At 58.3% G+C, this 21,296-nt stretch carries 21 protein-coding genes; 14 read left to right on the top strand and 7 right to left on the bottom strand.

Going from position 1 to position 21,296, the window contains the following annotated elements:
* The first annotated feature begins 26 nt into the window (after positions 1 to 26).
* The 8 genes from DBY63_RS21975 to DBY63_RS22015 all read left to right on the top strand — a co-directional run bounded on the left by DBY63_RS21975 (position 27) and on the right by DBY63_RS22015 (position 8,233).
* Entirely contained in the window at positions 27 to 1,163 is a 1,137-nt protein-coding gene (locus DBY63_RS21975) for a toprim domain-containing protein (RefSeq protein WP_177411490.1), read from the top strand.
* The gene (locus DBY63_RS21980; RefSeq protein WP_077171990.1) at positions 1,160 to 1,450 is read left to right on the top strand and encodes a hypothetical protein; all 291 of its coding nucleotides are present in this window, start codon (positions 1,160 to 1,162) and stop codon (positions 1,448 to 1,450) included. Before DBY63_RS21975 ends, DBY63_RS21980 begins: the two co-directional genes overlap by 4 nt.
* Positions 1,451 to 1,815: 365 nt before the next feature.
* Complete coding sequence (locus tag DBY63_RS21990; protein WP_256594486.1) at positions 1,816 to 3,606, top strand: AAA family ATPase; 1,791 nt, start codon at positions 1,816 to 1,818, stop codon at positions 3,604 to 3,606.
* Positions 3,593 to 5,410 carry an ATP-dependent helicase gene (locus DBY63_RS21995; protein ID WP_108576327.1) on the top strand — a complete coding sequence of 606 codons (1,818 nt, stop codon included), beginning with the start codon at positions 3,593 to 3,595 and terminating at the stop codon, positions 5,408 to 5,410. Before DBY63_RS21990 ends, DBY63_RS21995 begins: the two co-directional genes overlap by 14 nt.
* Before the next feature lie 382 nt (positions 5,411 to 5,792).
* Entirely contained in the window at positions 5,793 to 6,035 is a 243-nt protein-coding gene (locus DBY63_RS22000) for a DUF1654 domain-containing protein (protein ID WP_256594488.1), read from the top strand.
* 112 nt (positions 6,036 to 6,147) lie between these two features.
* On the top strand, positions 6,148 to 6,876 hold the full coding sequence (locus DBY63_RS22005) for a hypothetical protein (RefSeq protein WP_108582835.1): 729 nt from the start codon (positions 6,148 to 6,150) through the stop codon (positions 6,874 to 6,876).
* Positions 6,877 to 6,883: 7 nt separating this feature from the next.
* Entirely contained in the window at positions 6,884 to 7,300 is a 417-nt protein-coding gene (locus tag DBY63_RS22010; RefSeq protein WP_108576361.1) for a hypothetical protein, read from the top strand.
* A 300-nt stretch (positions 7,301 to 7,600) separates the two neighbouring features.
* Positions 7,601 to 8,233, top strand: a complete 633-nt coding sequence (locus DBY63_RS22015) for an SOS response-associated peptidase family protein (protein ID WP_108576362.1) — start codon at positions 7,601 to 7,603, stop codon at positions 8,231 to 8,233.
* A gap of 477 nt (positions 8,234 to 8,710) precedes the next feature.
* Here DBY63_RS22015 and DBY63_RS24830 read toward each other — a convergent pair whose 3' ends face one another.
* Genes DBY63_RS24830 through DBY63_RS24840 form a run of 3 tightly spaced genes read right to left on the bottom strand, consistent with a single transcriptional unit; the run spans position 8,711 to position 10,499 of the window.
* Entirely contained in the window at positions 8,711 to 9,166 is a 456-nt protein-coding gene (locus DBY63_RS24830) for a hypothetical protein (protein ID WP_146750269.1), read from the bottom strand.
* On the bottom strand, positions 9,163 to 9,591 hold the full coding sequence (locus DBY63_RS24835; RefSeq protein ID WP_146750270.1) for a hypothetical protein: 429 nt from the start codon (positions 9,589 to 9,591) through the stop codon (positions 9,163 to 9,165). The genes DBY63_RS24830 and DBY63_RS24835 overlap by 4 nt, the downstream gene beginning before the upstream one ends.
* Positions 9,592 to 9,641: 50 nt before the next feature.
* A complete protein-coding gene (locus DBY63_RS24840; protein ID WP_108576364.1) occupies positions 9,642 to 10,499 on the bottom strand; it encodes a hypothetical protein in 858 nt (285 codons plus the stop codon).
* Positions 10,500 to 10,708: 209 nt separating this feature from the next.
* Here DBY63_RS24840 and DBY63_RS24845 point away from each other — a divergent pair, with 209 nt between their 5' ends.
* The 5 genes from DBY63_RS24845 (at position 10,709) to DBY63_RS22045 (ending at position 17,641) form a co-directional block, all read left to right on the top strand.
* Positions 10,709 to 11,053 (top strand): hypothetical protein, encoded by a 345-nt coding sequence (locus DBY63_RS24845; protein WP_146750271.1) that lies wholly within the window; start codon positions 10,709 to 10,711, stop codon positions 11,051 to 11,053.
* A 499-nt stretch (positions 11,054 to 11,552) separates the two neighbouring features.
* Complete coding sequence (locus tag DBY63_RS22030; protein WP_108576365.1) at positions 11,553 to 12,083, top strand: hypothetical protein; 531 nt, start codon at positions 11,553 to 11,555, stop codon at positions 12,081 to 12,083.
* Positions 12,080 to 13,141 carry a conjugal transfer protein TraF gene (traF, locus tag DBY63_RS22035; protein ID WP_256594490.1) on the top strand — a complete coding sequence of 354 codons (1,062 nt, stop codon included), beginning with the start codon at positions 12,080 to 12,082 and terminating at the stop codon, positions 13,139 to 13,141. The genes DBY63_RS22030 and traF overlap by 4 nt, the downstream gene beginning before the upstream one ends.
* A complete protein-coding gene (locus DBY63_RS22040) occupies positions 13,125 to 14,555 on the top strand; it encodes a conjugal transfer protein TraH (RefSeq protein ID WP_108576366.1) in 1,431 nt (476 codons plus the stop codon). Before traF ends, DBY63_RS22040 begins: the two co-directional genes overlap by 17 nt.
* Complete coding sequence (locus tag DBY63_RS22045; RefSeq protein ID WP_108576367.1) at positions 14,555 to 17,641, top strand: conjugal transfer protein TraG N-terminal domain-containing protein; 3,087 nt, start codon at positions 14,555 to 14,557, stop codon at positions 17,639 to 17,641. Before DBY63_RS22040 ends, DBY63_RS22045 begins: the two co-directional genes overlap by 1 nt.
* A gap of 30 nt (positions 17,642 to 17,671) precedes the next feature.
* Here the strand turns inward: DBY63_RS22045 and DBY63_RS24850 are convergent, their stop codons facing one another.
* From DBY63_RS24850 to DBY63_RS25320, 3 genes are all read right to left on the bottom strand, one after another.
* Entirely contained in the window at positions 17,672 to 18,469 is a 798-nt protein-coding gene (locus DBY63_RS24850) for a hypothetical protein (protein WP_108576368.1), read from the bottom strand.
* A gap of 114 nt (positions 18,470 to 18,583) precedes the next feature.
* The gene (locus DBY63_RS22050; protein WP_108576369.1) at positions 18,584 to 18,880 is read right to left on the bottom strand and encodes a hypothetical protein; all 297 of its coding nucleotides are present in this window, start codon (positions 18,878 to 18,880) and stop codon (positions 18,584 to 18,586) included.
* 80 nt (positions 18,881 to 18,960) lie between these two features.
* On the bottom strand, positions 18,961 to 19,209 hold the full coding sequence (locus DBY63_RS25320; RefSeq protein ID WP_256594491.1) for a hypothetical protein: 249 nt from the start codon (positions 19,207 to 19,209) through the stop codon (positions 18,961 to 18,963).
* 693 nt (positions 19,210 to 19,902) lie between these two features.
* Here DBY63_RS25320 and DBY63_RS22060 point away from each other — a divergent pair.
* Entirely contained in the window at positions 19,903 to 20,166 is a 264-nt protein-coding gene (locus DBY63_RS22060; protein ID WP_108576370.1) for a hypothetical protein, read from the top strand.
* A 9-nt stretch (positions 20,167 to 20,175) separates the two neighbouring features.
* Here the strand turns inward: DBY63_RS22060 and DBY63_RS22065 are convergent, their stop codons facing one another.
* Positions 20,176 to 21,150, bottom strand: a complete 975-nt coding sequence (locus tag DBY63_RS22065; RefSeq protein ID WP_108576371.1) for a replication terminus site-binding protein — start codon at positions 21,148 to 21,150, stop codon at positions 20,176 to 20,178.
* Between the last annotated feature and the right edge of the window lie 146 nt (positions 21,151 to 21,296).

Consider the following 21,296-nt stretch of genomic DNA (forward strand, 5'->3'; position numbering starts at 1 on the left):
CGGTGCTGGGCTTTACCTGGAGGTCCATGATGAGAAATTTGAAAGCGAGTGTGGTGCGTGACGCGGCAAAGGTGCGGGGCTGGGATTCCATTCTGGAGGACCTGTGTCCTGAGATCGATGCACGCGCATTCAGCAAGGTGGGGCGCCATGTCGCCTGTCCTGTGCACGGCAAGACCGGGCGCAAGGGGGATGGCTTCCGCTTCTTCCGCAAGGACTTTCACGAGTCCGGCGGCGGGATCTGCAACACCTGCGGTGCGTTCCCGGACGGGTTCGCGCTGCTGCAGTGGCTCAAGGGTATCGACTTCGCTGATGCGGTATCGCTGGTGGGTGACCGCCTGAATATCCGCTCTACCGATGACGAGAACGTACAGGAGCGTGTCAATCGCCAGAGCCTGCCTCAGCTTCAAGCCCGGCGCGAGGCCGCGGCGGCGAAGCAGGCCGAGGAGGACACGATGCTGCGCAACCGGCTGAACAAGATGTGGGCGGAGACCATCCCGCTGACTCATCCTGATGCCGAACCCGCGCGGCTGTACCTGGCCAGCCGCAAGATCCTGATCTGGGATCGCAGCGGCCTTGAAGGCACGGTGCGGTTTCACCGGGGCCTGGCCAGCCACAATGAAGATGGGCGCTTTGAAGGCGAGTACCCGGCGATCGTCGCCAAGGTCTCGAAGGCGAAGATGCCAATCACCCTGCACCGGCACTTTCTCACCGCCCGCGGCGAGAAGGCACCGGTCGAGAACCCGAAGAAGATGTGCGCCTATCCCAGTGATCGTCAGGTCACCGGTGGCGCCATCTGCACCGGGCAATGGGATGCCCAAGTCGTCGACCTGTGCGAAGGCCTGGAGACCGCGTTTGCGATCGAAACAGGGATGGATCTTGCGGTTCGGGTTTACCCGGCGGTGAGCGCCACCTTGCTGGAAGCGTTTGAGCCTGGGCCGTCGACCAAGCTCGTTCGCATCTGGATCGACAAGGACCGGTCAGGTCGTGGAGAGGAAGCTGCCAAGGTGCTGCGCAAGCGGCTTTGGGAGCGGAACATCCAGCTGCAGGTCTTCGCGCCGCCGCTCCCCATTCCGGAAGGCGCCAAGGGCGTCGACTGGAATGATGTGCTGTTGCAGCTGGGGCGGATGGGCTTTCCGCAGTGGGCGAGGAGGGCAGTTGCGTGAGCAATTACCTCTTCGATCCGCGGATCGTGCCCACGGCGCCAGGCAGCCACGGTATCGATCCCTTTGCGCCGCCGGCAACGTTTGCCGGTGGCCCGGGGGAGTACCGCGCGCTGGTCAGGGAGCGGTACCGGGAGCACTACGGCCGGTACCGGATCCTGCTTCACGTAAGGGCCGCAGAGGAGGGCGCTACGCTGACCTTCCTCGGACCCTACGCCGCCGAGGCTCAGCTCATCATCAACACATTGTTCGGTCAGACCGAACACCCTGAAAGGGTCAGCGCACGCTGACCCTTTTTTTTCGCCTGGCGATCAGCGCAGGTGCCTTTCGTCTCGCCAGGCCAATACGGGTTGCCAGTCGAGTAGCCTGTTCAATACTGTGTAAAAGAACATGCCTATGGAGACTGTGTTTGTGGCGTGCCAGGGCGATCAAACTAGCGGGTCACGACGCCATCGCGGTATATCCGGTCGGCAGATGGTGGCAGTCGAACGTCGACCAAGAACTGGAGACTGACAAAGCGCGGTACGCTCTGGTCATCTCAATCTCTACGCCCGGTCAGGATGTCGATCTCTACAGCGAGATCAGTAACCTTGTTGAGAATAAGAAATTTGAAATGCTACACAGTTAGCGCGCCAGTCAAAATAGAATCGGGAGGATGGCCTTGCGAATTTCGCGCGTGAAGATAAGCAATTTCGCAAATTTCTCGGAAATCGACCTTGAGACGGGCGAGAACATCGTCATCGTCGGTGAGAACAAAGTCGGCAAGAGCAACTTCATCCGCGCCCTGCAACTGATTTTAGACCCCGGCCTGTCGGAGCGTGATCGCCAGCTTGGTCTGGAGCATTTCTGGGATGGTTTAGGCTTGGACAAGCTAGGGGAAACAGTTGAGATCGCCGTCGACCTAACCGATTTCACCAACGATCCGCGATTGATGGCGCATCTGAATGACTGCGTTGTCGATCCCGGACCGCCGATGGTCGCGCGACTTAGCTACCGCTTTCAGCCGAAAGCTAATCTCGGACGGGATCCGGAGAGCCTGGCCGACTATGAGTACATCATCTTTGGCGGCGATGACCCCGAGATGTCGATCGGGCCGTCGCTGCGGCGGATGCTTCCGCTCGACGTACAGGTCGCGCTGCGCGATGCAGAGAAGGATCTGGCGAGCTGGCGCAACTCGCCGCTAAGGCCATTGATCGAGGAGCTTTCAACGTCCCTGGACGAAGATGCTCGCGCCGAAATGCAGGAGCAGGTGAACGAGGCACAGGCCGAATTGGTGAGCCATCGCGAAGTGCTTGCCACGGCAGAGCGGATCAGTGAACGGCTGATCGCCATCGCGGGAGAGCAGCATGCGGTTCCGCTTACGCTCGGTCTTTCCCCGACACGGGTCGACGCCTTGCTACGCAGCCTGCGCCTGCTAATCGACAATGGAGCGCGTGGCATTGCCGACGCAAGTCTTGGCACGGCCAATCTGATTTTCATGGCGCTCAAAAGTCTCGAACTCGATCGGCTCGTAACGGACGGTGAACGCGACCACACCTTCTTCGTGGTCGAGGAGCCTGAGGCGCACCTGCATCCGCACGTCCAGCGCCTTGTCTATCGCTATTTCCTCGGCACGGGCGCAGACGAGGAGGAAGATACGCCGCCACTGACGACCATCCTCACGACGCATTCACCGCACATTGCGAGCGTCACGCCGATCCGTTCGATCGTCTTGCTCCGCCATGACGCGGAGACGAATGCGACGACAGCGGTCTCGACTGCCTCTGCGCCATTTACCGAGCGCGATGAGGCGGACCTTCAGCGCTACATCGATGTGAGCCGCGGCGAGATCTTCTTCGCCCGCGGTGTAATACTGGTCGAGGGCGACGCGGAGCGGTTCCTGGTGCCGGCCTTTGCCGACGCGCTAGATATCCCGCTCGACATGCTCGGCATTACGGTCTGTTCGGTCAGCGGCACGAATTTCACGCCCTACGTGAAGTTGCTTGGCCCGCACGGGTTGAACATTCCGCACGTGATTCTGACGGACCTCGACCCCAATGGCGACAAGCATCCGCGGGTACGACGTCGCCTGATCAATGTGCTGCAGTTGCGGGAAGAAGGCGTCAACTACAGGCATCTAGACGCGGATGCTGTGATCGCCCGCGCCGAGCCGTTCGGTTACTTCGTCAACAGCAACACGCTGGAACCAGAGCTTTTCAGTGCCGGCCTTGCCGAGGCCATGCAGGAGGTGATTGAAGAAGAATTGAGCATCGGCGACGGCACCCGCGAGGAGTTGCAAGGGTGGGTGGATGATCCCGATACGCTCGACGAGCATGCACTGATTGCGCTCATTGAACGGGTCGGCAAGGGTCGTTTTGCCCAGGCGCTCGCCTGCCAAGTCGACGTGGATACATGTCCAGACTACATCCGACAGGCGCTGGAGCACATCCGCGATGCCGTTGCGTAGCGTCAGCGCTTCTTATCTCTCCCAAGCGGCCGATCTTGCTGATAACCCGGGTCAGCAGGCGGCCTATGACTCGACTGGCAATTGTGTCGTGCTGGCCGGTCCCGGAAGCGGCAAAACGAAAACACTGGTGCTCAAGCTGGCAAGGATCATGGCCGAGGACGTGCGTGCGCCGCGTGGTGCGGCGTGCATCACCTATAGTCAGGAATGCGCGCGCGAGCTGACCCGCCGGCTCGAGCGATTGGGACTGCGTGAGGCCTCCAATCTTTTCATCGGCACCGTTCACGGTTTCTGCTTACGGCATCTCCTCATGCCGTATGGCCGGCTTGCCGATTTGCCGGTGCCTTTCCCGCTTACGGTCGCCACGACTCGACAGAGCGACCAGGCAATGAAGCGCGTGGGCGACAGATTGTTCGGTGTCGGTCATCCGATCAAAACGATGGACCTTGGAAGGCACCGGCGATCGGTGCTCGACCGAACCACGGTTGCCTGGACCAGCGAGACGGAGCTCGCCGCGTGGGCGGAAGGATACGAGGCCGAGCTGCGGAGAATGGGTCTTATCGACTTCGATGACCTTGTCGTTTTCGGGCAGCGGCTCGTTTCGGAGCACGATTGGGTGCTCCCGCTGCTGCAGGCGAAGTTCCCCGTGCTCGCCGTTGACGAATATCAGGACCTCGGTGTGGCCTTGCACCGCATTGTGAAGCGCATGGCCTTTGACGGCGGCGTTCGGCTCTTTGCAGTGGGCGATCCCGACCAGTCGATCTACGGCTTCACCGGCGCAGATGGAGCGCTCCTGCAGGAGCTTGCGGAGCGGGAGGACGTCGAGCGGGTGCAGCTCCAGCTTAACTATCGTTCGGCGTCCCGTATTGTCAGCGCCTCCGAAATGGCGTTAGGCGAAGCGCGCGGCTATCGGTCCAACGACCCGGACCGGCAGGCCGTCATCGAGTTCACACAGTGCGCTGATGGCCTCGAAGGGCAGGCTGCCCATGCAATCGGAGAAATTATCCCCGAGGCTCTTGCCGGAAAACCGAGCCGAACGCTCGGCGATATCGCCATCCTCTATCGCGACTACCGGGCTGGCGACGTGGTAGCTGAAGCGGTAGCCGCGGCGGGCCTCGACTTTGTTCGTGTCGACACCGCCGCTCCTTACCGGAAGGTTGCGCTCACCGGCTGGATCGAAGATTGCGCCGCATGGTGTGCGGGCGGCTGGCGCGACGCCCGGCCGCAATTGCGTGGGCTGTTAGATCGCTGGTCGGGATTTCATCGTGCACGGATATCCGAGGCTCAGGCGCGCGATGAAGCGCAGCGTCTAACGCAGCTTCTCTGGTCGCTTCGCGCCGAGCCGGGGCTCGCTCGGGATTTCGTGGCGGCGCTTCGGGCGGGGATGCTTGACGCACTGATGGCTAGCGAGTCCGGCCTCGCCGACCAGGGCGAGCAGGTGGACCGGATGACAGCAGCCCTCGCTGTCGGAGGCGCGCTTGCCGATCTCGATTTGGCAAGTCTTGGCGGGCGGGATGGCTCGCCATTGCACCTCAACCTCCTGACGCTTCACTCGGCGAAGGGGTGCGAATATGACGTCGTGATTATGGTCGGTCTCGACCTTGGTGGTCTGCCATGGCGCAATGAACGGCCTGCTGCTCGCCGCGAGAGCCGAAGGCTCTTCTACGTCGGCCTCACGCGCGCTCGCGACGAGATCCATATGCTTTATTCCGGCTACATTGATACCGGCCGCGGGAGGATGCATTGGGGGCGCTCTCCGTTCCTCAACGAGCTCGAAGCTCGTATGGAGGAGGCGGAGGACGAGTAGCCCATGATGTCATTCCGTGAAGCTCAGGCGATCGAGGGCCTGGCAAAACCTTTCTATGATCTCCTTGCCGGGAGCGGAAACGGTAGGAACACATTTCCGCCTGCCGCCGCACAGGCTGACGTTGGACATGGGGCCCGGGCCACAAGCGACCTGCAACTGTTCACCTCCTGATCGCGGCTCTGGAACATCGCAGGTCGTGCCTCACGAAACTGATCGTGGCAATCGATCAGACCCAAAACGCTGAAAGGGTCAGCGCACGCTGACCTTTTTTTCGTCTACCGATCAGCTCAGGTGCCTGTCGTCTCGTCAGGCACGCACCGGTTGCCAGCAGGCCGGCCTGTTTAATACTGTATAAAAGAACATCCCCATGGGACCTGTGGAGATGGCCCGCACCCCACCGCCGGCATTGACGCCCTATGACCAGCTTGCCGCCAGGGTTCATAAGCAAGTCATGAGCGCGCCTGGCGTCCGAGAAAAGCACGTCCACGTTGAACGGCGTGACGCGAGAGATCAGGACTGGGACCAGCTGCTCGAGGCGATCAGCGAGATGGAGGGGGTCATCATTGCCCACCGCGATGACGGTAGCGTCGACCTGTTCTGGAAGGTTACCTACGACGACTTCTGAGTGATCGTATGACGCGCTGGAAGGTTCGACCCACAACCGCGCTAGAATCGGCGTTTGCAATTTTCGAAAGGCATGGAGACTAGGCCCTAGTTACCTGCCGAGATCCAAAACTATGACCTATAAAGTTTGCAAAGTGAGCACCGCGGCCACGGACGTGCCAGGCGTGTACAGCGTCCTGTTCAATGGTGACGACCGCTTTTTCCGCCGGATCGAGGTCCACCTGAGCCGAGACCTCGGCGACAACGTGCTCGACTTCATCGAGCTCTACGGCCTGTGGTGCGCCCTGGTGCAATTCGAGCTGGCCGGGCACCAGCGTAACTGCGGCAACCTGAAGCTTGTGGTGTCGCGCGGTGCGGTGAAGCGCCTGTTGCTCTCGGATAGCTCCAAGGGCGAGCTCTACGAGACGTCGAACGCGCTTCGCACCCAGTTCTTCGGCCTGAGCAATATCAGCGTCGAGAAGAACAAGCCCTGGACCCGCGAGGAGCATCCGGCCTTCTGCGTTAAGTGGGACGGAACGCCGCCTCCGCAACCGTCGGTTGTGAACCCAGTCTTCGGCAAGATCTATCTGACCCATCACACCCTGGTCGAGTACCTGGACGAGACGAAGGGTGAGTGCAAGCCGGAGAACGTCTTCCCGCGGCTGGCGCGGGTGGTCCGTGACCTGAATCGCGAAGTGACGCTCCCTGCCGAGGTACTTCGGCATAAGCAGCATCGCCACGCAGGTAACCAAGACGGCGTGCGGTACCTTGGCAGCATGGCGGGCTGGCAGCTCGTGACGAGGCCCGCGCTGGACCGGTCCGGTCTGCTAGCGATCACCGTATACCAGCGACAACAGATCTGAGGTCCCAATGTCCCACCGGCTGAAAAGCTACATCGCGCGGCTGCGCACTGAGCTGATGAGCGTGTTCATGATGGCGGAGCCGGAAGTCTGGGAGCAGGTGCGCAACGCTTCACCTGAGGCGCAGATTGACGCGTTGTTCAAGAGCTCTGCGATCAGGCGCTTTATTTGCGAGCACGCGCTGGGGCAGGCTGGGTACGAGAAAGACGGGATTGTTCAGCGGCTCCGCAACGGTGTGCTGTACCAGCTGGAGCGCCTCTCGATCGACTGGGATCAGAATGGCTACCCGGCGAACGTATTGCTCTTCGGCCGCCCCCTCTCGAATACAGACGACGCCGCTGCATTCTTGGGCCGAATCAGCGATTTCGTGAGCGTCCCTGCTGGCATTCCAATTTCAGGACCTGAGATCTTGGATCTGGTGAAGTAGGGCCACATTTCGCCCGGAGAATTGGGGAGCAGCTTAGCTATTGCCCCGCTTCAGAGGACCGCGATGCTATCGGTGGTACTCAGATATCTGCTTATGATCATGCTCGAATCCCATGCTAGGTGGACCCACTCACCTGTCCCTGGCGCTGAGCCTGCGGCTGGGAGGCGCGGGTGCTTGCGGCTCCTTGACCGATAAGGTGGCAGCAGCCCATCTGGAACGCAGCGTAGCCAACGGGTCAAACAAGGTGGCGCGGCCAACAAGCCGGCGGCACCAGGTTGGATTTCCCGGAGGCGACAGGGCATGTGCAGTCACTATGAGGCGCCGACGCCGGCGCGGTTGAAAAGCGCATTCGGCGCTTCCGTCGACGAGCAATACCAAGGCGAGCTCTGGCCCCTCTACATGGGGCCCTTCGTTCGGCTGAACCCAACCGAGGCGCAGGAGGACGGCGCACCGGAGTACGACATATCGGTAGGCCAGTTCGGCTTGCTGCCTGGTTGGGCAAAGGACAGAAAGCTCGGGCGCAGCACCTACAACTGCCGCTCGGAAACGGCTGCCACAAAGAACTCCTTTCGCACCGCCTGGAAGAGGGCCCAGCACTGCATCATCCCTGCAGCAGCGATCTATGAGCCCGACTGGCGCAGCGGGAAGGCTGTGCCCACGCGGATCGAGCGTGCCGACGGCGGCCTGATGGCGATTGCAGGGCTGTGGGAGGAATGGAGCGATCCAGATGGCAAGGGGCGCTTCAGCTTCACCATGCTGACCGTCAACGCTGACGATCACCCCTTCATGAAAAACTACCATCGGCCTGAAGACGAGAAGCGCATGCTGGCGATACTGCCGAATGGCTCCATCAGGGACTGGCTGCAGGCGCCAGCTGAAGCCTCGACTGGCTTCCTGCGCCAGTACCCCCCGGACCGCCTCCGGGCGGCTTGAGCGCTTCCAGCCTCTCGTGTCCGCCGGCGCTGCGAACGACGCCGTGCCGGTTGGCCTGAGAAGCGGTAGCATTGTTTCGAGTGGGTAGCTGAGTCAGCGAGATTTGATCATGAGCGAGAGAGAGAACTTGGAGCTCGAGTCCCGGCGTCTTCAGGTAGAGATGCAGCTGATGATCGTCCAATCTATGAGGGATACGGCAGAGATAAACCGGAAGAACCTTGAGATGCTCTCCAAACCAGTCTGGCGGTCCTTTGAGCATTTCTGGGTTCCAATCTTCATAGGGTGTGCTCTCGTTTCCACGCCGGCAGCGATTGTCTTTTTGCTACACAAGCTGTCCTAGCGTCCAGCCGACCTTACGCCTGTTCATCACCTTGTCGGCGACGAGCTGTCGAAGCGGTTTAGACTTCGCATAATACAACTTATGTTAAATCGGATATGTTGTTGAGATGAACTCTATGGTGAGTCGTTCCGTTTGGCTTAAGGGGCCGGAGCTAGCTGGAAGTAGTCTTCTAGCTCCGATTCAGGGCGTTCGTAGCCTTCTCCTACAAAATAAAAATCATGGTCTAAGCAAGCTTGTTCTAACCGAAGATAATTGGCAGGTTGAACTCGAAGCAATGGGTAATCAATAAAACGATCTCGAGCCTGACCCACATAACGTGCGGTCTTGTCAAAACTTACAAGCTTAAAGAAAAACCTCATGCCAATTTTTTTGACATCTACAGTGTAGGTGCGACCGCTAGTCTGGACTAGTTCAAGAATGATGGTGTTATTTTTTAATTGAGCAGGAAATTTAAATGAATTTGATGTAGCTCCGTTAGCATTTGAGGCCTCAACAGCAAACATCCCTAACGAATAGTAATCGGCAGGTAGCTCGGTAGCATACACGAAATTTATTGAATCTCCGGGCGGATGGCACAGATAGTGAACCTTCATACTACGCTCCGATTACACAACACTCCATTCAGCATATCAACACTACGTCTGGATTCATATTTGTATTGATCTGCTTCAACCCTTGTCGTTCCAACTATTGGCGACCATAGCACGTCATAGCCATGTTTGTAAGTTCTAGTGGAGTTGCTAGCTTTTATTTCCGTCCGCAGAGCTAGAGCATCTATACGCGAAAGTAGTTCTATAGATAACCTGTTAAATTCTGGATCTGGAATCTCAATTTTTACAACAGCTGAGTTTTTTTTGCCATGACGATTGTGAGCCCAAGCTTTCGCAACCCAGAGCATTTCTCCCAGATAGAATCCTTGTCCTAATTCACCGCCTCCGCACGAGTGGTCAATTTTTCCCACTTCTATTTCGGCCGCTATTTGTTTAGATGTTCCGTGGTATTTGGATATATATGGCATTTTTATACCTCCAAGTGTAAGAAAGTTACAGCGATAATTTACGCTATGCGCTAGCGAATTGCGATACGCAAGCTTCGAGAGATAGTCGTAACAAAGGAATTCGTTTCCTGCCACAAGGCATTGAAGGTCTCATTCATGACCGCTGATATGATTTTATACTCTTCTTGGGAAACTTTCTTCATCACAAGTGTTCGGTTATTAAATATCGCTTCAAAGTTTTCTAGATCTAAAAGATGATGGGAAAAGTCATAAACCCTGCTCGTCCAATTTCGGTAAGCTGAATGCATCTCCTCAGTTAGTAGTTCGGGCTGCGCAGTGCGATCAAATATCGCCAGTGTGTCAAAGATTTCAAAGAACCCCATCGGAAATATTCTAGGTGGTAGCGATTCCTCAAAAAGATAGATCAAATTTTTGAAGCTTACTATAGAATAGAGTGACGTAAAGAAGGCGTGGTCGTGACTTTCGTTCACTTCAGGGAAACCCAGTTCAGCACGAAGATGGGCGGCTCCGGGCGCACTAACGATATTCAAAATATCTGAGCATCCAAAAATTTCTGTTTGTCTCGTATAGCTCAATCCCAGCAGTGTTTCTTTTTCTGCTAACTGTAGTACCTGACCAGTGACGAAGCTGAATTTTTGAGCCTTTGCTCTTTCCGCTTTATTTAAATCGCTCAGATACTTTCTTTTGATGTCTTCGTATGGCCTATATTCTTTTATCGGAAAATAACATGCTACTCTTAAGATGCCATCGAGACTTTGCAAGTCGCGCCCGTCATCTCGTCCCCCTAGCGGAGCTACATTAACCAGTCGTGGGTAACCAACATACGAAAGAAATGCGTTTACAAAAATTTCAGACTGTAAAACGCCGAAAGGCCACATCCTAAGAACAGAAGATATGGAGTTGCGCATGTTAAATCACCTCATTTATCATGGGCTATAATATACACTTAAAGCTTGGTTGAGCAAAGTATACCTATGTAGGGCTTGGCAAAGGCAAGGCTATTTCGGCAATGTAAATTTACTCCAAAGGAGCTCTGTGTGATCGGTTCTAATTTGTCTGCGATTATGCGAACTTTCGATAGCTCATCGAGCTGTAATCTTTGGCTTTAGGTGCAATCATGGCAAAGCTTGACCAGCTAACATCATCTATAAGTACTCAGGTTGTAATTTCTGCAATTCGTGAAATCACTAATGATACAAGTTTTGCGAGCTTTGTGGGGGTTGTGAGTGCTGAAGTCGGCGGAGTTCAGAAGATTTACCGTCAAAAGATTGATGTTCAACTTACCTATAATCGTCCGAATCACGCAATAATAAATATTCTCTGGGAGGACTGTGGGTATAAAAATTATAAATCTATGGGGCTATACGGAATGATGACGACAGAGTGGAATGAAGTAGTGTCTACGTCTGCAAGATCATTCAAGATTTTGGGCGGAACCTTCGAAATCGAGGTTTGCTATTAGGCGGAGAAAATCGACGGTTGTCGGCATTGCCGTTGGAACCGATATAATTCGGAAAATATATACCTGAGGCAATTTTAAAATAATATATACGATATAGAGCTGAATGCCGGCTATACCGCCGAAGACCTTGGAGACCTTTGGCTTGAGCAGTCTTCTGCTGGAGTAGCAGGCGAGGCGGATTAAATTGCTCTGCACCAGATAGTGCTGACACTGGTTATCGACGAGTCCTATATCGAGCTCGCCGCGCCTCGCTTCGATTCAACTCGAAAATGAGCTCGCGCGCGAAGCCTTTTTTGTCTCCTCTGTTCGGGCCGCAGAGACACCCGGTGACCTTTCCATCGACCGAGCTGCTGCTGTCTGTCCATAGGATGTGGATCAAACAGACTGCGCTATTGCCGCCCGATCAACGTTAGCGCCCTAAAAGGGGGTGAATCGAACGCTTTTGGTCCGTGCGAAACCCTAGCCTTGTGTGCATCGAATCAATACTCCGGATGCGCGCATGTCCTTGTCCGTCGCTACGCCCGAAGCTGTCACGAGCTCGTTCACCCCCACATCCAGCCTATCGGGCCTCCTGGAAACCTACGGCGACGTGATGACGCCGGAGCAGATAGCGGAGGCTCTGGAATACAGCGTCGGCTATGTCCGCAAGAAGATAGGCTGCGCCAAATTCCAGCACCTCCCCTGGGTAGCAGCGATCGCCCCACACCGGCGCCGGCAAGGCCTCAATTGTGTCTACGGCACGCAGGGCGTTGCGTCCTTCCTGGACAGCCAGCGAAGCTCGCTGGAGAGCATTCGCGCCCCATCGAAGCACCTCCCTAAGCTCCTGCAGGCGTATGGACCGTCGATGCCGGTCGCACAGGTTGCTGACGCGCTCGGCTACAGCGTTACCTACGTCAGCAAAAAAATTGGCAATGCTGACTATCAACACCTGCCGTGGGTCAGTGCGATCGGATCGCACCGGCGCAAGCGAGGCTCCCGGTGGGTGTACTCAACCGTCGCCGTCGCCTTGTACCTGGACGGTAGGAAATGAGGCGCGCGCTTTTGGCTGTAGCCGTCGCTGCAGCGCTGTGGCCGGCAGCATTTTCAGGTATCGCGAGCGCGGCGGACAACGCTGCGGATGGCGTGAAAGATTCTTTCGCTGCGCCTGGTAGCGAAAGCTTCTACCGCGGTAAGGCAGAGGGCTGGTTTTGGTACAAGGATCCGCCCGAGGAGGAGCCGGAGCTCGAGGTAAAGGCGCCTACCCCGCCTCCACCCGCGCCCGCGCCCATCCAGAAGGCTGAGCCACCGGCCGCTCCGCCGGCGCCGCCAGGGCCGGAGCTGTTTAGCGTGGCCTGGATCAGGGACAACCTGCCCAAGTACCGCGACCGCGCGATCGACAACCCGACCGATGCCAATGTGCAGGCCTACTACTACCTGCAGCGCGTGATGATGGACAAATCGTCCAAGTTCTCCGAGCGCTCCAGCCAGGTGATCATGCGTGATCCGTTCCTCGACGAGGACAGCCGGCGACCGGTGGCCACCTACGCTGCCAATGCGCTCAATCGGGAGGTCTCGAACAACCGGGACAAGGTGCTCAAGGGCCTGGCCAACAAGGTCGGCCTCTTCTTCTTCTTCAAGGGCAACTGCGTGCTCTGTGCTGAGCAAGCGGCCGTGCTGCAGTCGCTCACCGCGGCCACCGGCATCCGGATCATCCCCGTCTCGCTGGATGGCGCGCCCCTCGACAATGGACTGTTCGCGAACTACCGCACGGACGATGGCCAGGCCAAGAAGCTCGAGGTCTATCAGGCCCCTGCCCTCGCCCTGGCGATCCCGCCGGGCCGCACTGAAATTGTCGGCTACGGCGCCATCACCCTGGACGTGCTGTTCAACCGGGTCCTGATCGCTGCGCGCGAAGCCTCGCTTATCGACCAGAAGACCTTCGCCTCCACCCAGCCGTTCTTCGACAACGGCCTGCTGACCCTCGAGGACAACGACGGGCTTAGCCAAGACCAGATCGACCAGGACCCCGCCGCATTCGTTGAGAGCATGCGCCGCAAGCTCGCCCGCAAGACCATAGATGGAGAGGTGCCCCATGAGGCGCAGCAGTAAGCAGTCGTTGTGCGCAGCCGTGCTGGTTGCGGCCCTCGCGCCCCTGGGCGCCTACGCCAACATCGAGAGCCAGCTGGACTCGATGTTCAACTCGATGTCCAACAGCACCGACCCGGGCATGTACCAGACGGCGACTCGAGGCGTGGTCAGTGGCGGCTCGATGCGTATACGGAATCAGATCGCAACGGCGCCGGTGGTCTCCTTCCGACCGCCCTCCTTCCAGGCCGGCTGCGGCGGCATCGACATGTTCGCCGGCTCCTTCTCGTTCATCAACGCGCAGCAATTCGTTCAGTCGCTGCGCTCCATCGCCTCCAACTCGGTCGGCGTAGCGTCGGGCTACGCGTTCAAGCTGGCGCTCAAGGCCATGGGGCCTACGGTGGAGAACACCATCGCCAACCTGCAGGAGACGATGCAGGACCTCAACGGCCTCATGTCCAATAGCTGCCAGCTTGCCCAGGGCCTGGTGACGGACGCGTTCTCGGCCTTCGAAGGTAAGGAGAACATGCAGACTGCCACCGGTAACACCATCAAGGGATTGGCAGATAGCTTCGGATCGCTGTTCTCCGGAAGCAGCAACTCCAAGTCGCCGATCGAGATGAAGACGGATGCCGGCAACGTAGTGAGCTGCGAGGACACCGGCAACGTCGTCTGGTGTGCAATGAAACAGTACAACAGCCAGCAGTTCTTCAAATACGGCTCTCAGCAGACCGACGAGCTGATCATGTCCTTCACCGGATCCGTGATCATTCCCGGGCTGGAACAGGCTGAAGATGGAAAGGGCAAGGTCATCGTCACCAAGCCGCTGATGCCAACTGGCATTTCGCTGCAGGACATCGTCGAGGGCGTCAAGACCGAGTCGGTGCAGGTCTATTCGTGCAAGGAAGATGCAGTCTGCCTGGAGCCGCAGCTCTCTAACCTGGCCTTCGACGGCCTGGCGCAAAAGATCATCAAGATCTTCAACGGATCGGGAAACTCCGTCGGCATCGTCACGAAGTGGGCGACGAATACTGGCACTTTTGGTCCTGATGAGACCGGCTTACTGAACATGATGCAAAAGCCCGGCTTCTCCGCGATGGTGCAACGCTTGTCACAGGGCAGCGAGTCGATGGCGAAGGGCTTTGTCGCCGGCCATTCCAAGATGCTGGCGCTCGAGGGCGCCTACTCGCTCGTCAAGTCGTACATCGATACGGCCGAAGCCGTGATCACGAAAGGCAAGATGGTCGACAAGCTCGGCATGCCTGCTGGTGATTTCATCGGTAAGGCGAGGGAACGGCTGATGCAGGAATACCAGGTGCTGCTCACCCGGTATGGCAACGAGAATGACCTGCTGCTCGACTACCAGGCGCGCATGCGATCGCTTCCTCCGCCTGCGGCGTTTATCAACGTCGAGAAACCTGTGCAGGGGGGTGAGTGATGGAGTTCTCTATCTATTCCATTGGCTCCGCTACCTACCTGGAGAGCATCCTCAACGCCGTGGCCATGATCTCCGGGTCGGGCAGCATCGAGTCCCTCGCCAAGGTGGGGTTGTTGATCGGTACCCTGTTCCTGGGATTCCAGGCGGTCTTCAAAAACCAGGCTATTCCCTTCCAACAGGTTGGCGTGGCGCTGATCCTCTACATGGCGCTCTACGGTCCTACCGGGCGCGCCGTTGTAGAGGACGTCTATGACGGTACCGTCGTGGTGGTCGACAACGTGCCTATCGGTCCCCTCTTCGTGGGCTCCGTGGTCTCCAACATCGGCTACAAGCTCACCAAGGAGATGGAGCAGGCCTTCTCGACGCCGGCGATGACTACCTATGGATTCGCTGATCCCCTCACCACCCTGATGAAGGTCCGCGGCGCGACGCGCAATGTGTTGGCTATGCCGTCTGTGATGGGCGAAAGCAACGCGGGCGGCGATTTCGTACGCTCATGGACGAACTACATCAAGGAGTGCACTTTGGTCGGTGTCGGGCGCAACATGACGGCCTATGGCGCCCTCATGCGCAGCAATAGCCCGATCGACGCTATGCGCTTCGATAGCGAGGTTTACGGTACCGAGATTTACGAGGGCAAGACGGGCACTGGCACCTACTACAACTGTTCCCAGGCCCATACCCGGCTTAAGGCTCTCAGCGTCTCGGCGCAGCCGGGCGTCATGGATGATGTCTCGAAACTAGCGTTCCAGAAGCCTGGCAAAGTCGTTACAGGTGACGATCTGACCACCCGCGTGGACGATGCGCTGCGCGGCCTGAATCTCCAGGTGGCGGACGCACGTGCCTTTACCATGGCGTCCATTCTGCTGCCAATCTTCGAGCGTGCGCCCGCCCAGAAAGCGCTGGAAGACCAGCAGAGTGCCTACGCGATCATGCTCGCCCAGGCTCAGGCGCAGCAGGCCACGCAGTGGGCCGCCGAAGGCTCGATGTTCACCCGGTACGTTCGCCCGTTCCTGACCTTCTTCGAAGGCCTCATCTACGCAATCACCCCGTTGATGGCGTTCCTGCTCGTGATGGGCACGTTCGGCATGAATCTCATCACCAAGTACATCACCATGCTGTGCTGGATGATGCTGTGGCAGCCGATGCTCGCGATCGTCAACCTCTACACGAACTGGTACACCGGCACGGTCATGGAAGGCCTGCTCGCGACGACCAGCACGGTGACAGACGGCAACGCCCTGTCATTCGAGATGCTGAAGCAGATGCTGCCGGCCTTGGACAGCGCGATCGGGGTGGCCGGACTGATGGCTTCATCCGTGCCAGTGATCAGCATGTTCCTGGTTTCCGGCAGCGCGTTTGCGTTGACGAGCATGGCCCAGCGCCTCGGTGGCACGGATCAGATCAACGAGAAGATCGTGACGCCTGACGTCGTGAAGCCCACCGAAGGCTTGGCGACTACGCCCTATATGACGAACGACTTCGTCAATGGGACGAGGCAGACTGGTTCTGAGACAACCCGTGGTTCGATTAATATCGGCCAGTCGTTGAGTAATGCCGCCCAGTCGCAAAAGGCAACTGCAGAGAGCGCTTCTGAGAACTTTGCCAAGAGCCTAACTTCGTCCTATGGGCGCCAGATGGAACAGGCCAAGACATTGGGCGAGCAGGCGACAGTCGGTTCATCCTTCGCAAATTCCTTCGGTCTAACAAATAATGCCAGCTACGAAAAAGCGGTCGGTAACATGCGCAATATGGGGTATTCGCAGGCCCAGACTGACGCTGTCGTTGCATCGTTGGCTACCGGAGGAAATGTAAGCGCAGGATTGGGCCTTGGCAAATATGGAGCTGCCACCGGTGAAGACGGCAAATCCAAGGGTGGGGTCGAATTAGGCGGATCTGCAAACATCGGCGCGAACATGCAAAGTTCGTCAACGAGGAACGACAGCAAGACTGCTAGTGACGTGATGAACGACGCTAGGTCGGCTGGACTTTCCGAAGTCGTTTCGAATGCTCTTCGAAAAGAAAATTCCTCTTCCGTTGCACAGAATTTTCAGAATTCCGAGAAGTTAGGCGTATCACAGGCTGACCAACAGAGTCTTTCCAAATCTGCCCAAGAGGCAATATCCGCGCAGAAACAGTATTCAGAGACCTCAAGCTATCTTCAGTCCACCGGTATGCAGCTATCTATGTCCCCTGATGCTTGGGCAGGAAAGTTGCAAAGAGAAGGTAAAGCCGACGCCGTCGTTGCCGAGGCTATGAACAACTATGGGCAGGAGTTCCAAGAAGCAAAGCGGATGTTCGATACGGTCGATCCTTCACGGCGAGATACTGCGGCGGCGTTGCATACGCTGGCCAAGCACAACGATCTAGGCGTGTTGACAGGCGGGACAGTAGATCGAGATATGTACAGCAATCCCCGTTCCGGTGGCGAGCTTGGTGCTAGCCCAACGTCGCTGGCGCACAACGAATTCCAAGGCCTCAAGGGCCCTCAGGTTGGGGACCTTCGCTCGGAAACGCAAAGTGCAGGCCATTCTGTGTCGTCCGGCTCATTTGAGAGCCGATACGACGCCGGTAATGCTGCCGCAAGGGACCACAGCAAGATTGCTGCAGAGCATGCGCGTCGAGGTGAGATCGTGGCTGGTGATGGCCAGGTATACGCCAACCGGGCAGTAGCCGAAGCCGGGGAGCGCGCAGAGGGCCGCTTGGCCGACAAAGGGAAAAGAGTCAACGATATGGGTGAATCCGTCTTAGGAGGCATACCGCAGAAGGCAATGAACCGGATGGGGTCAGTGTTCAACGCCGGGGGTACGCATGCGGATTACGTCAACGAGGGTAAGCGGTTGCATCTCAACGACTCTCAAGCGGAAGTATTCGCGGCGGCGAGAATGGGCACCGTGGACAACAACACTTGGGGAATCTACCGCGATAGCGCTATCAAAAACGGCTACGGCGAGGACGTCGCTAGAGGATCGTTTGATAACCTTGTCCAGGCGGGACTCTACGACAATGGATCGGGAGCTACCCTCGCTGACGTAGTGACGCTGAATCAACGTGACGATCACGGTGAAAGTTTCAAATTGAGGTAGCAAAGAAAAGGCCCGCAATGCGGGCCTTTTTCAATGGTATCTATCCTGATCCCCAAATCCCGTTCTGCCTTCCAAGTTTCGGATAACCTCTTGAGGGGTGTGGTACACGCTTATTTTGAAAGGATCAGCCGAATCTAGTGGGTCAGGGTGTTGAGGATTCGCATCGCGCAGTTGTGGGTCTAAAGTTCCAAAGCGAACCTGCGACGCGCTTGAGGAGCCCTGCAATTGAAGCTGTGACCCAAGCAAAATTAGCGATAGCACAAAGTAGAGCATGAAAGTCGCAGCTGGCGGCTGAAAGGCTAGAAGAATCTCCACTCCAATAATCGTCGAAGCAAGTATTGATAATAGCATCGCTGTGCTTCTGAGTCGATATGTTAAGTGCGTCGCGAGGGACGCTATAACTAATGCAGTCACTGCATAAAAATATGCGATCTGCGATCCTTCCAAAGTGTCGGAATTGCAATAGGCAATGCCGTAGAAAGAGAGGCCTATCGACGCCAAGTGCCTGCACAGATTTACGGCAGGGCGTTCATTAATTTCAGTTTCTAACGCATAGAGCGGGCGAATGATCTTAGGAACGCGAGGCTTTCCTACTTCCTGCTCAATGAAATCGGAAGCGTTAACCGCGAACGCGATGTCGGCCTGACTGGTATTGGGAAGCGATGCGACAAATACTACGCGCTCGACAGTTCTACGGATCGAAGGGGCAACACTTTTGAATCGATCTATCTGAAATGTATTGAGATTGATAGTGTCTGGTGGAAGGCCAAGGTAGCCTTCAAGTAACGCTTCGATCTTCCTGATTTCGCCAGCAATGATGGGGTGCATAATGCGCCTCCTTGATTGATAGGCTAATGGTAACGCACAGTTCCAAAACGCAAGGGTCGCTAAGTCGCCGTTCGCGCCGCTGATGCGCCCTTCCCTCCGTGTTCTGGGCCGCCGCTAAGGCGAGCCAGGCTCTGCGCCAGGCGCGGTGTCTTGAACGCGTGCGAGAGGGTTCGCCTCGAAATGGCCGATAGCCACACGCGCCGCGTCAGCAAAGCTTGCGATGGACAGGGCTACCCACAGGAGATGAGGCTCGGCCTCGTCATCCAGATAGTCGACTGATACCGCATAGGCGCCGCCCCAGCTGGATGAGTCCTGGATCTGGACGCGTGTCGGTTTCCCGCGGTGCTGAAGCACGAACTCGGGGTCGCTAGCATCGGTCCCGGCTCGTTTCTTGAAGCTGTAGCTGGTCATGTGATCGTCCGCTGGTTGGGGTAGTTGTGTACCTCGGTAGAACGTATCCGACGCGGCGGGAATGCAACCCGGTCGCGACGCTAGTCCCCCAAGCGAGCGCCTGGCTTGCCCTGGGCCACATAGGCGATGGCGCCGAGCCGATAGGTCGAGGGCGTAAGGAGCGCAGGTCGGGCGCTGTCCTGCGGCCGCTGGCCACCGGTGGGCAGGTAGAGGTTGCGCTCTGGCCAGACCTCAGCGCGCGCCTTCACATCGCCGCGCTGCCGGCCGCCCGCGCCACGGTCGAAGTTGCGCAGGGCCGAGACCTTCGGCGCGGCCCTGCCGGCGAGCACGAACACCCGCAGGTGGGCCTTGATAATGGCATCCCATACTCGCCGCGCTCACCGAACCAGAGCGTGCAGCGTGGATGTGGCGCCACGGCCTGGTGCTTGATCCTCACCTGGTCGTCTGCCAGGTTCGCGATGGTGCGCAGATCCTGGTGTTCGGGCGTCTGCTCGATCGGCATTCCCTGGTGCTGCGCCCTACTCTCAGCCTCCGCCTGCAGCTGCTCACACACGGTGGCCACCGGCACCCTCTGTTTGCTGGTGGTGTGGCCAGGCCAGGTGAACGAGATCCGTTGTGGCGCTCCATCGAATGCGTGGATGGTGTGCGGCAACGGCGCCCAGGGCGCTCTCGCGTGATTCGGGCTCGTCGATCGTGCGCCGCTCGGGCGCCTTGATGATCGACACGCCTTGCAGCGCGCTCGCCTGCAGGGGGAACCAGCCCGGCCGGCGTATGACGGTGCCGGCGGCATCGCCATCAGACACACATAGCCAGGCGCACCGCTGCTTCAGCTGCTTTGTTCGATCGTCGGCTGGACGGTGCGGTCGATGGGCAGCCAGGTCCTCAGCGAGGGTACGCTTCGCTAGCGGAGTGCTTGCGGGTCGAGCTGCGCCTCCAGAAACGTTCGGATCTTCGATGGAAGCCTGTCTGCAGCAGAGCTATTTGCTGTCGCAGGTGTGCCGGAGCCGCAAAAGGATGCCAGTGTGCTGACTAATCAAGAGATCAAATGGGCCGCGCTGCTCGTGGTAGTAGTGAGCGTTGCGAGGGCGCAGTTGCGAAAGCGGTGGCCTGAACAGGTGCGACGATGGGAGCACCTGGTCGATCTGTCGATCTTGGTAACGGTGATTTTTCTGATGATGGCAGCCCTTACCAATCTAAGCAGGGAGCCGGGCAGACCGATGCCCGCAGGACCGACCAGGATTGCCTCCGTGGCGCTGACGGATATCTCGGTCGAGCGCCACAGCTGAGCGCAGGCGCTAGGCCGGTGACTCGTAGGTTATGCCGCCCAGCCGATACGTTGAAGGCGTCTTGAGCGGTACCCGATCACCCTCATCCACATCTGACCGCTGGCCACCGGTGGGTAGGTAGAGGTTGCGCTCCGCCCAGACCTCAGCGCGCGCCTTCACATCGCCGCGCTGCCGGCCGCGGGCCGCACGATTAAAGTCTCGCAGCGCTGAGACCTTCGGCTCGGCCTCGCCGGCGAGCACGAACACCGGCAGATTGGCCTTGATGATGGCGTCCCACTTCTCGCCGCGCTCGCCGAACCAGAGCGTGCAGCGCGGGTGCGGGGCGACGACCTTGTGCTTGATCAGCACCTGGTCGTCAGCGAGGTTCGCGATGGTGCGCAGATCCTGGTACTCGGGCGTCTGCTCGAGCGGTATCCCCTGCTGCTGCGCCCTACTCTCGGCCTCCGCCTGCAGCTGCTCGCGCACGGTGGCCACCGGTATCCGCTGATTGCTGGTGGTGTGGCCAGCCCAGGTGAACGAGATCCGCCGCGGTGCGCCGTCGAAGGCGTGGATGGTGCGCTGCAGCTGCTTGGTGGTGACGCCGGCGCCCAGGGCGCGCCGCAGTAGCCGCGGCCGCATCTCGGGTGTGTAGCCCAGGGCGAGCCGAAGCGCCTCGATCTCGTCGGTGACCGCCTGCTTGCTCGCATTGATCGCCAACACCTGCGGCAGCACGCTCGCCTGCAGGCGGAAGTAGCCCGGCAGACGCATGACGGTGCCGGCGGCTTGGCCAACGTCGCGCTGGTGGCTGGCCAAGGCTGCGGTGGCCAGCGCGATCGCCGCCTGGCCGTCGACCTCCCGGACCTCGAGGACGTCGGGCGTCTTTTGCTCGTTCAGCAGCGGCACCTGCCAAACGCGGCCGTCGACCACCAACCCTGGCCAGGTCGAATTGAAGCTGGCCAGCTGCTCGACGAGCACCTGGTGCGCACGCTGGATCCCTTCGTACATGGTGGTGCCCTCCTCACGGGCGACGTTCCCAACCACCAAATTATACCACCCCTGTACAACACAAGCCCCTATCCAACCTCTCCCCCTTCCACCCCAAAGCCACATCGCCCCTTTCCTTCCTTCTCTCCTTCTCTTTTTCCTTCCCT

The organism is Pseudomonas sp. RIT411 (assembly GCF_003057735.2).
In the GTDB taxonomy this organism is placed as follows: domain Bacteria; phylum Pseudomonadota; class Gammaproteobacteria; order Pseudomonadales; family Pseudomonadaceae; genus Chryseomonas; species Chryseomonas oryzihabitans.

Bases quoted from the DNA above. Each gene is read 5' to 3' on its own strand.
- DBY63_RS21975 (WP_177411490.1), top strand. From the start codon at position 27: ATGATGAGAAATTTGAAAGCGAGTGTGGTGCGTGACGCGGCAAAGGTG.
- DBY63_RS21990 (WP_256594486.1), top strand. From the start codon at position 1,816: ATGGCCTTGCGAATTTCGCGCGTGAAGATAAGCAATTTCGCAAATTTC.
- DBY63_RS21995 (WP_108576327.1), top strand. From the start codon at position 3,593: ATGCCGTTGCGTAGCGTCAGCGCTTCTTATCTCTCCCAAGCGGCCGAT.
- DBY63_RS22000 (WP_256594488.1), top strand. From the start codon at position 5,793: ATGGCCCGCACCCCACCGCCGGCATTGACGCCCTATGACCAGCTTGCC.
- DBY63_RS22005 (WP_108582835.1), top strand. From the start codon at position 6,148: ATGACCTATAAAGTTTGCAAAGTGAGCACCGCGGCCACGGACGTGCCA.
- DBY63_RS22010 (WP_108576361.1), top strand. From the start codon at position 6,884: ATGTCCCACCGGCTGAAAAGCTACATCGCGCGGCTGCGCACTGAGCTG.
- DBY63_RS22015 (WP_108576362.1), top strand. From the start codon at position 7,601: ATGTGCAGTCACTATGAGGCGCCGACGCCGGCGCGGTTGAAAAGCGCA.
- DBY63_RS24830 (WP_146750269.1), bottom strand. From the start codon at position 9,166: ATGAAGGTTCACTATCTGTGCCATCCGCCCGGAGATTCAATAAATTTC.
- DBY63_RS24835 (WP_146750270.1), bottom strand. From the start codon at position 9,591: ATGCCATATATATCCAAATACCACGGAACATCTAAACAAATAGCGGCC.
- DBY63_RS24840 (WP_108576364.1), bottom strand. From the start codon at position 10,499: ATGCGCAACTCCATATCTTCTGTTCTTAGGATGTGGCCTTTCGGCGTT.
- DBY63_RS24845 (WP_146750271.1), top strand. From the start codon at position 10,709: ATGGCAAAGCTTGACCAGCTAACATCATCTATAAGTACTCAGGTTGTA.
- DBY63_RS22030 (WP_108576365.1), top strand. From the start codon at position 11,553: ATGTCCTTGTCCGTCGCTACGCCCGAAGCTGTCACGAGCTCGTTCACC.
- traF (WP_256594490.1), top strand. From the start codon at position 12,080: ATGAGGCGCGCGCTTTTGGCTGTAGCCGTCGCTGCAGCGCTGTGGCCG.
- DBY63_RS22040 (WP_108576366.1), top strand. From the start codon at position 13,125: ATGAGGCGCAGCAGTAAGCAGTCGTTGTGCGCAGCCGTGCTGGTTGCG.
- DBY63_RS22045 (WP_108576367.1), top strand. From the start codon at position 14,555: ATGGAGTTCTCTATCTATTCCATTGGCTCCGCTACCTACCTGGAGAGC.
- DBY63_RS24850 (WP_108576368.1), bottom strand. From the start codon at position 18,469: ATGCACCCCATCATTGCTGGCGAAATCAGGAAGATCGAAGCGTTACTT.
- DBY63_RS22050 (WP_108576369.1), bottom strand. From the start codon at position 18,880: ATGACCAGCTACAGCTTCAAGAAACGAGCCGGGACCGATGCTAGCGAC.
- DBY63_RS22065 (WP_108576371.1), bottom strand. From the start codon at position 21,150: ATGTACGAAGGGATCCAGCGTGCGCACCAGGTGCTCGTCGAGCAGCTG.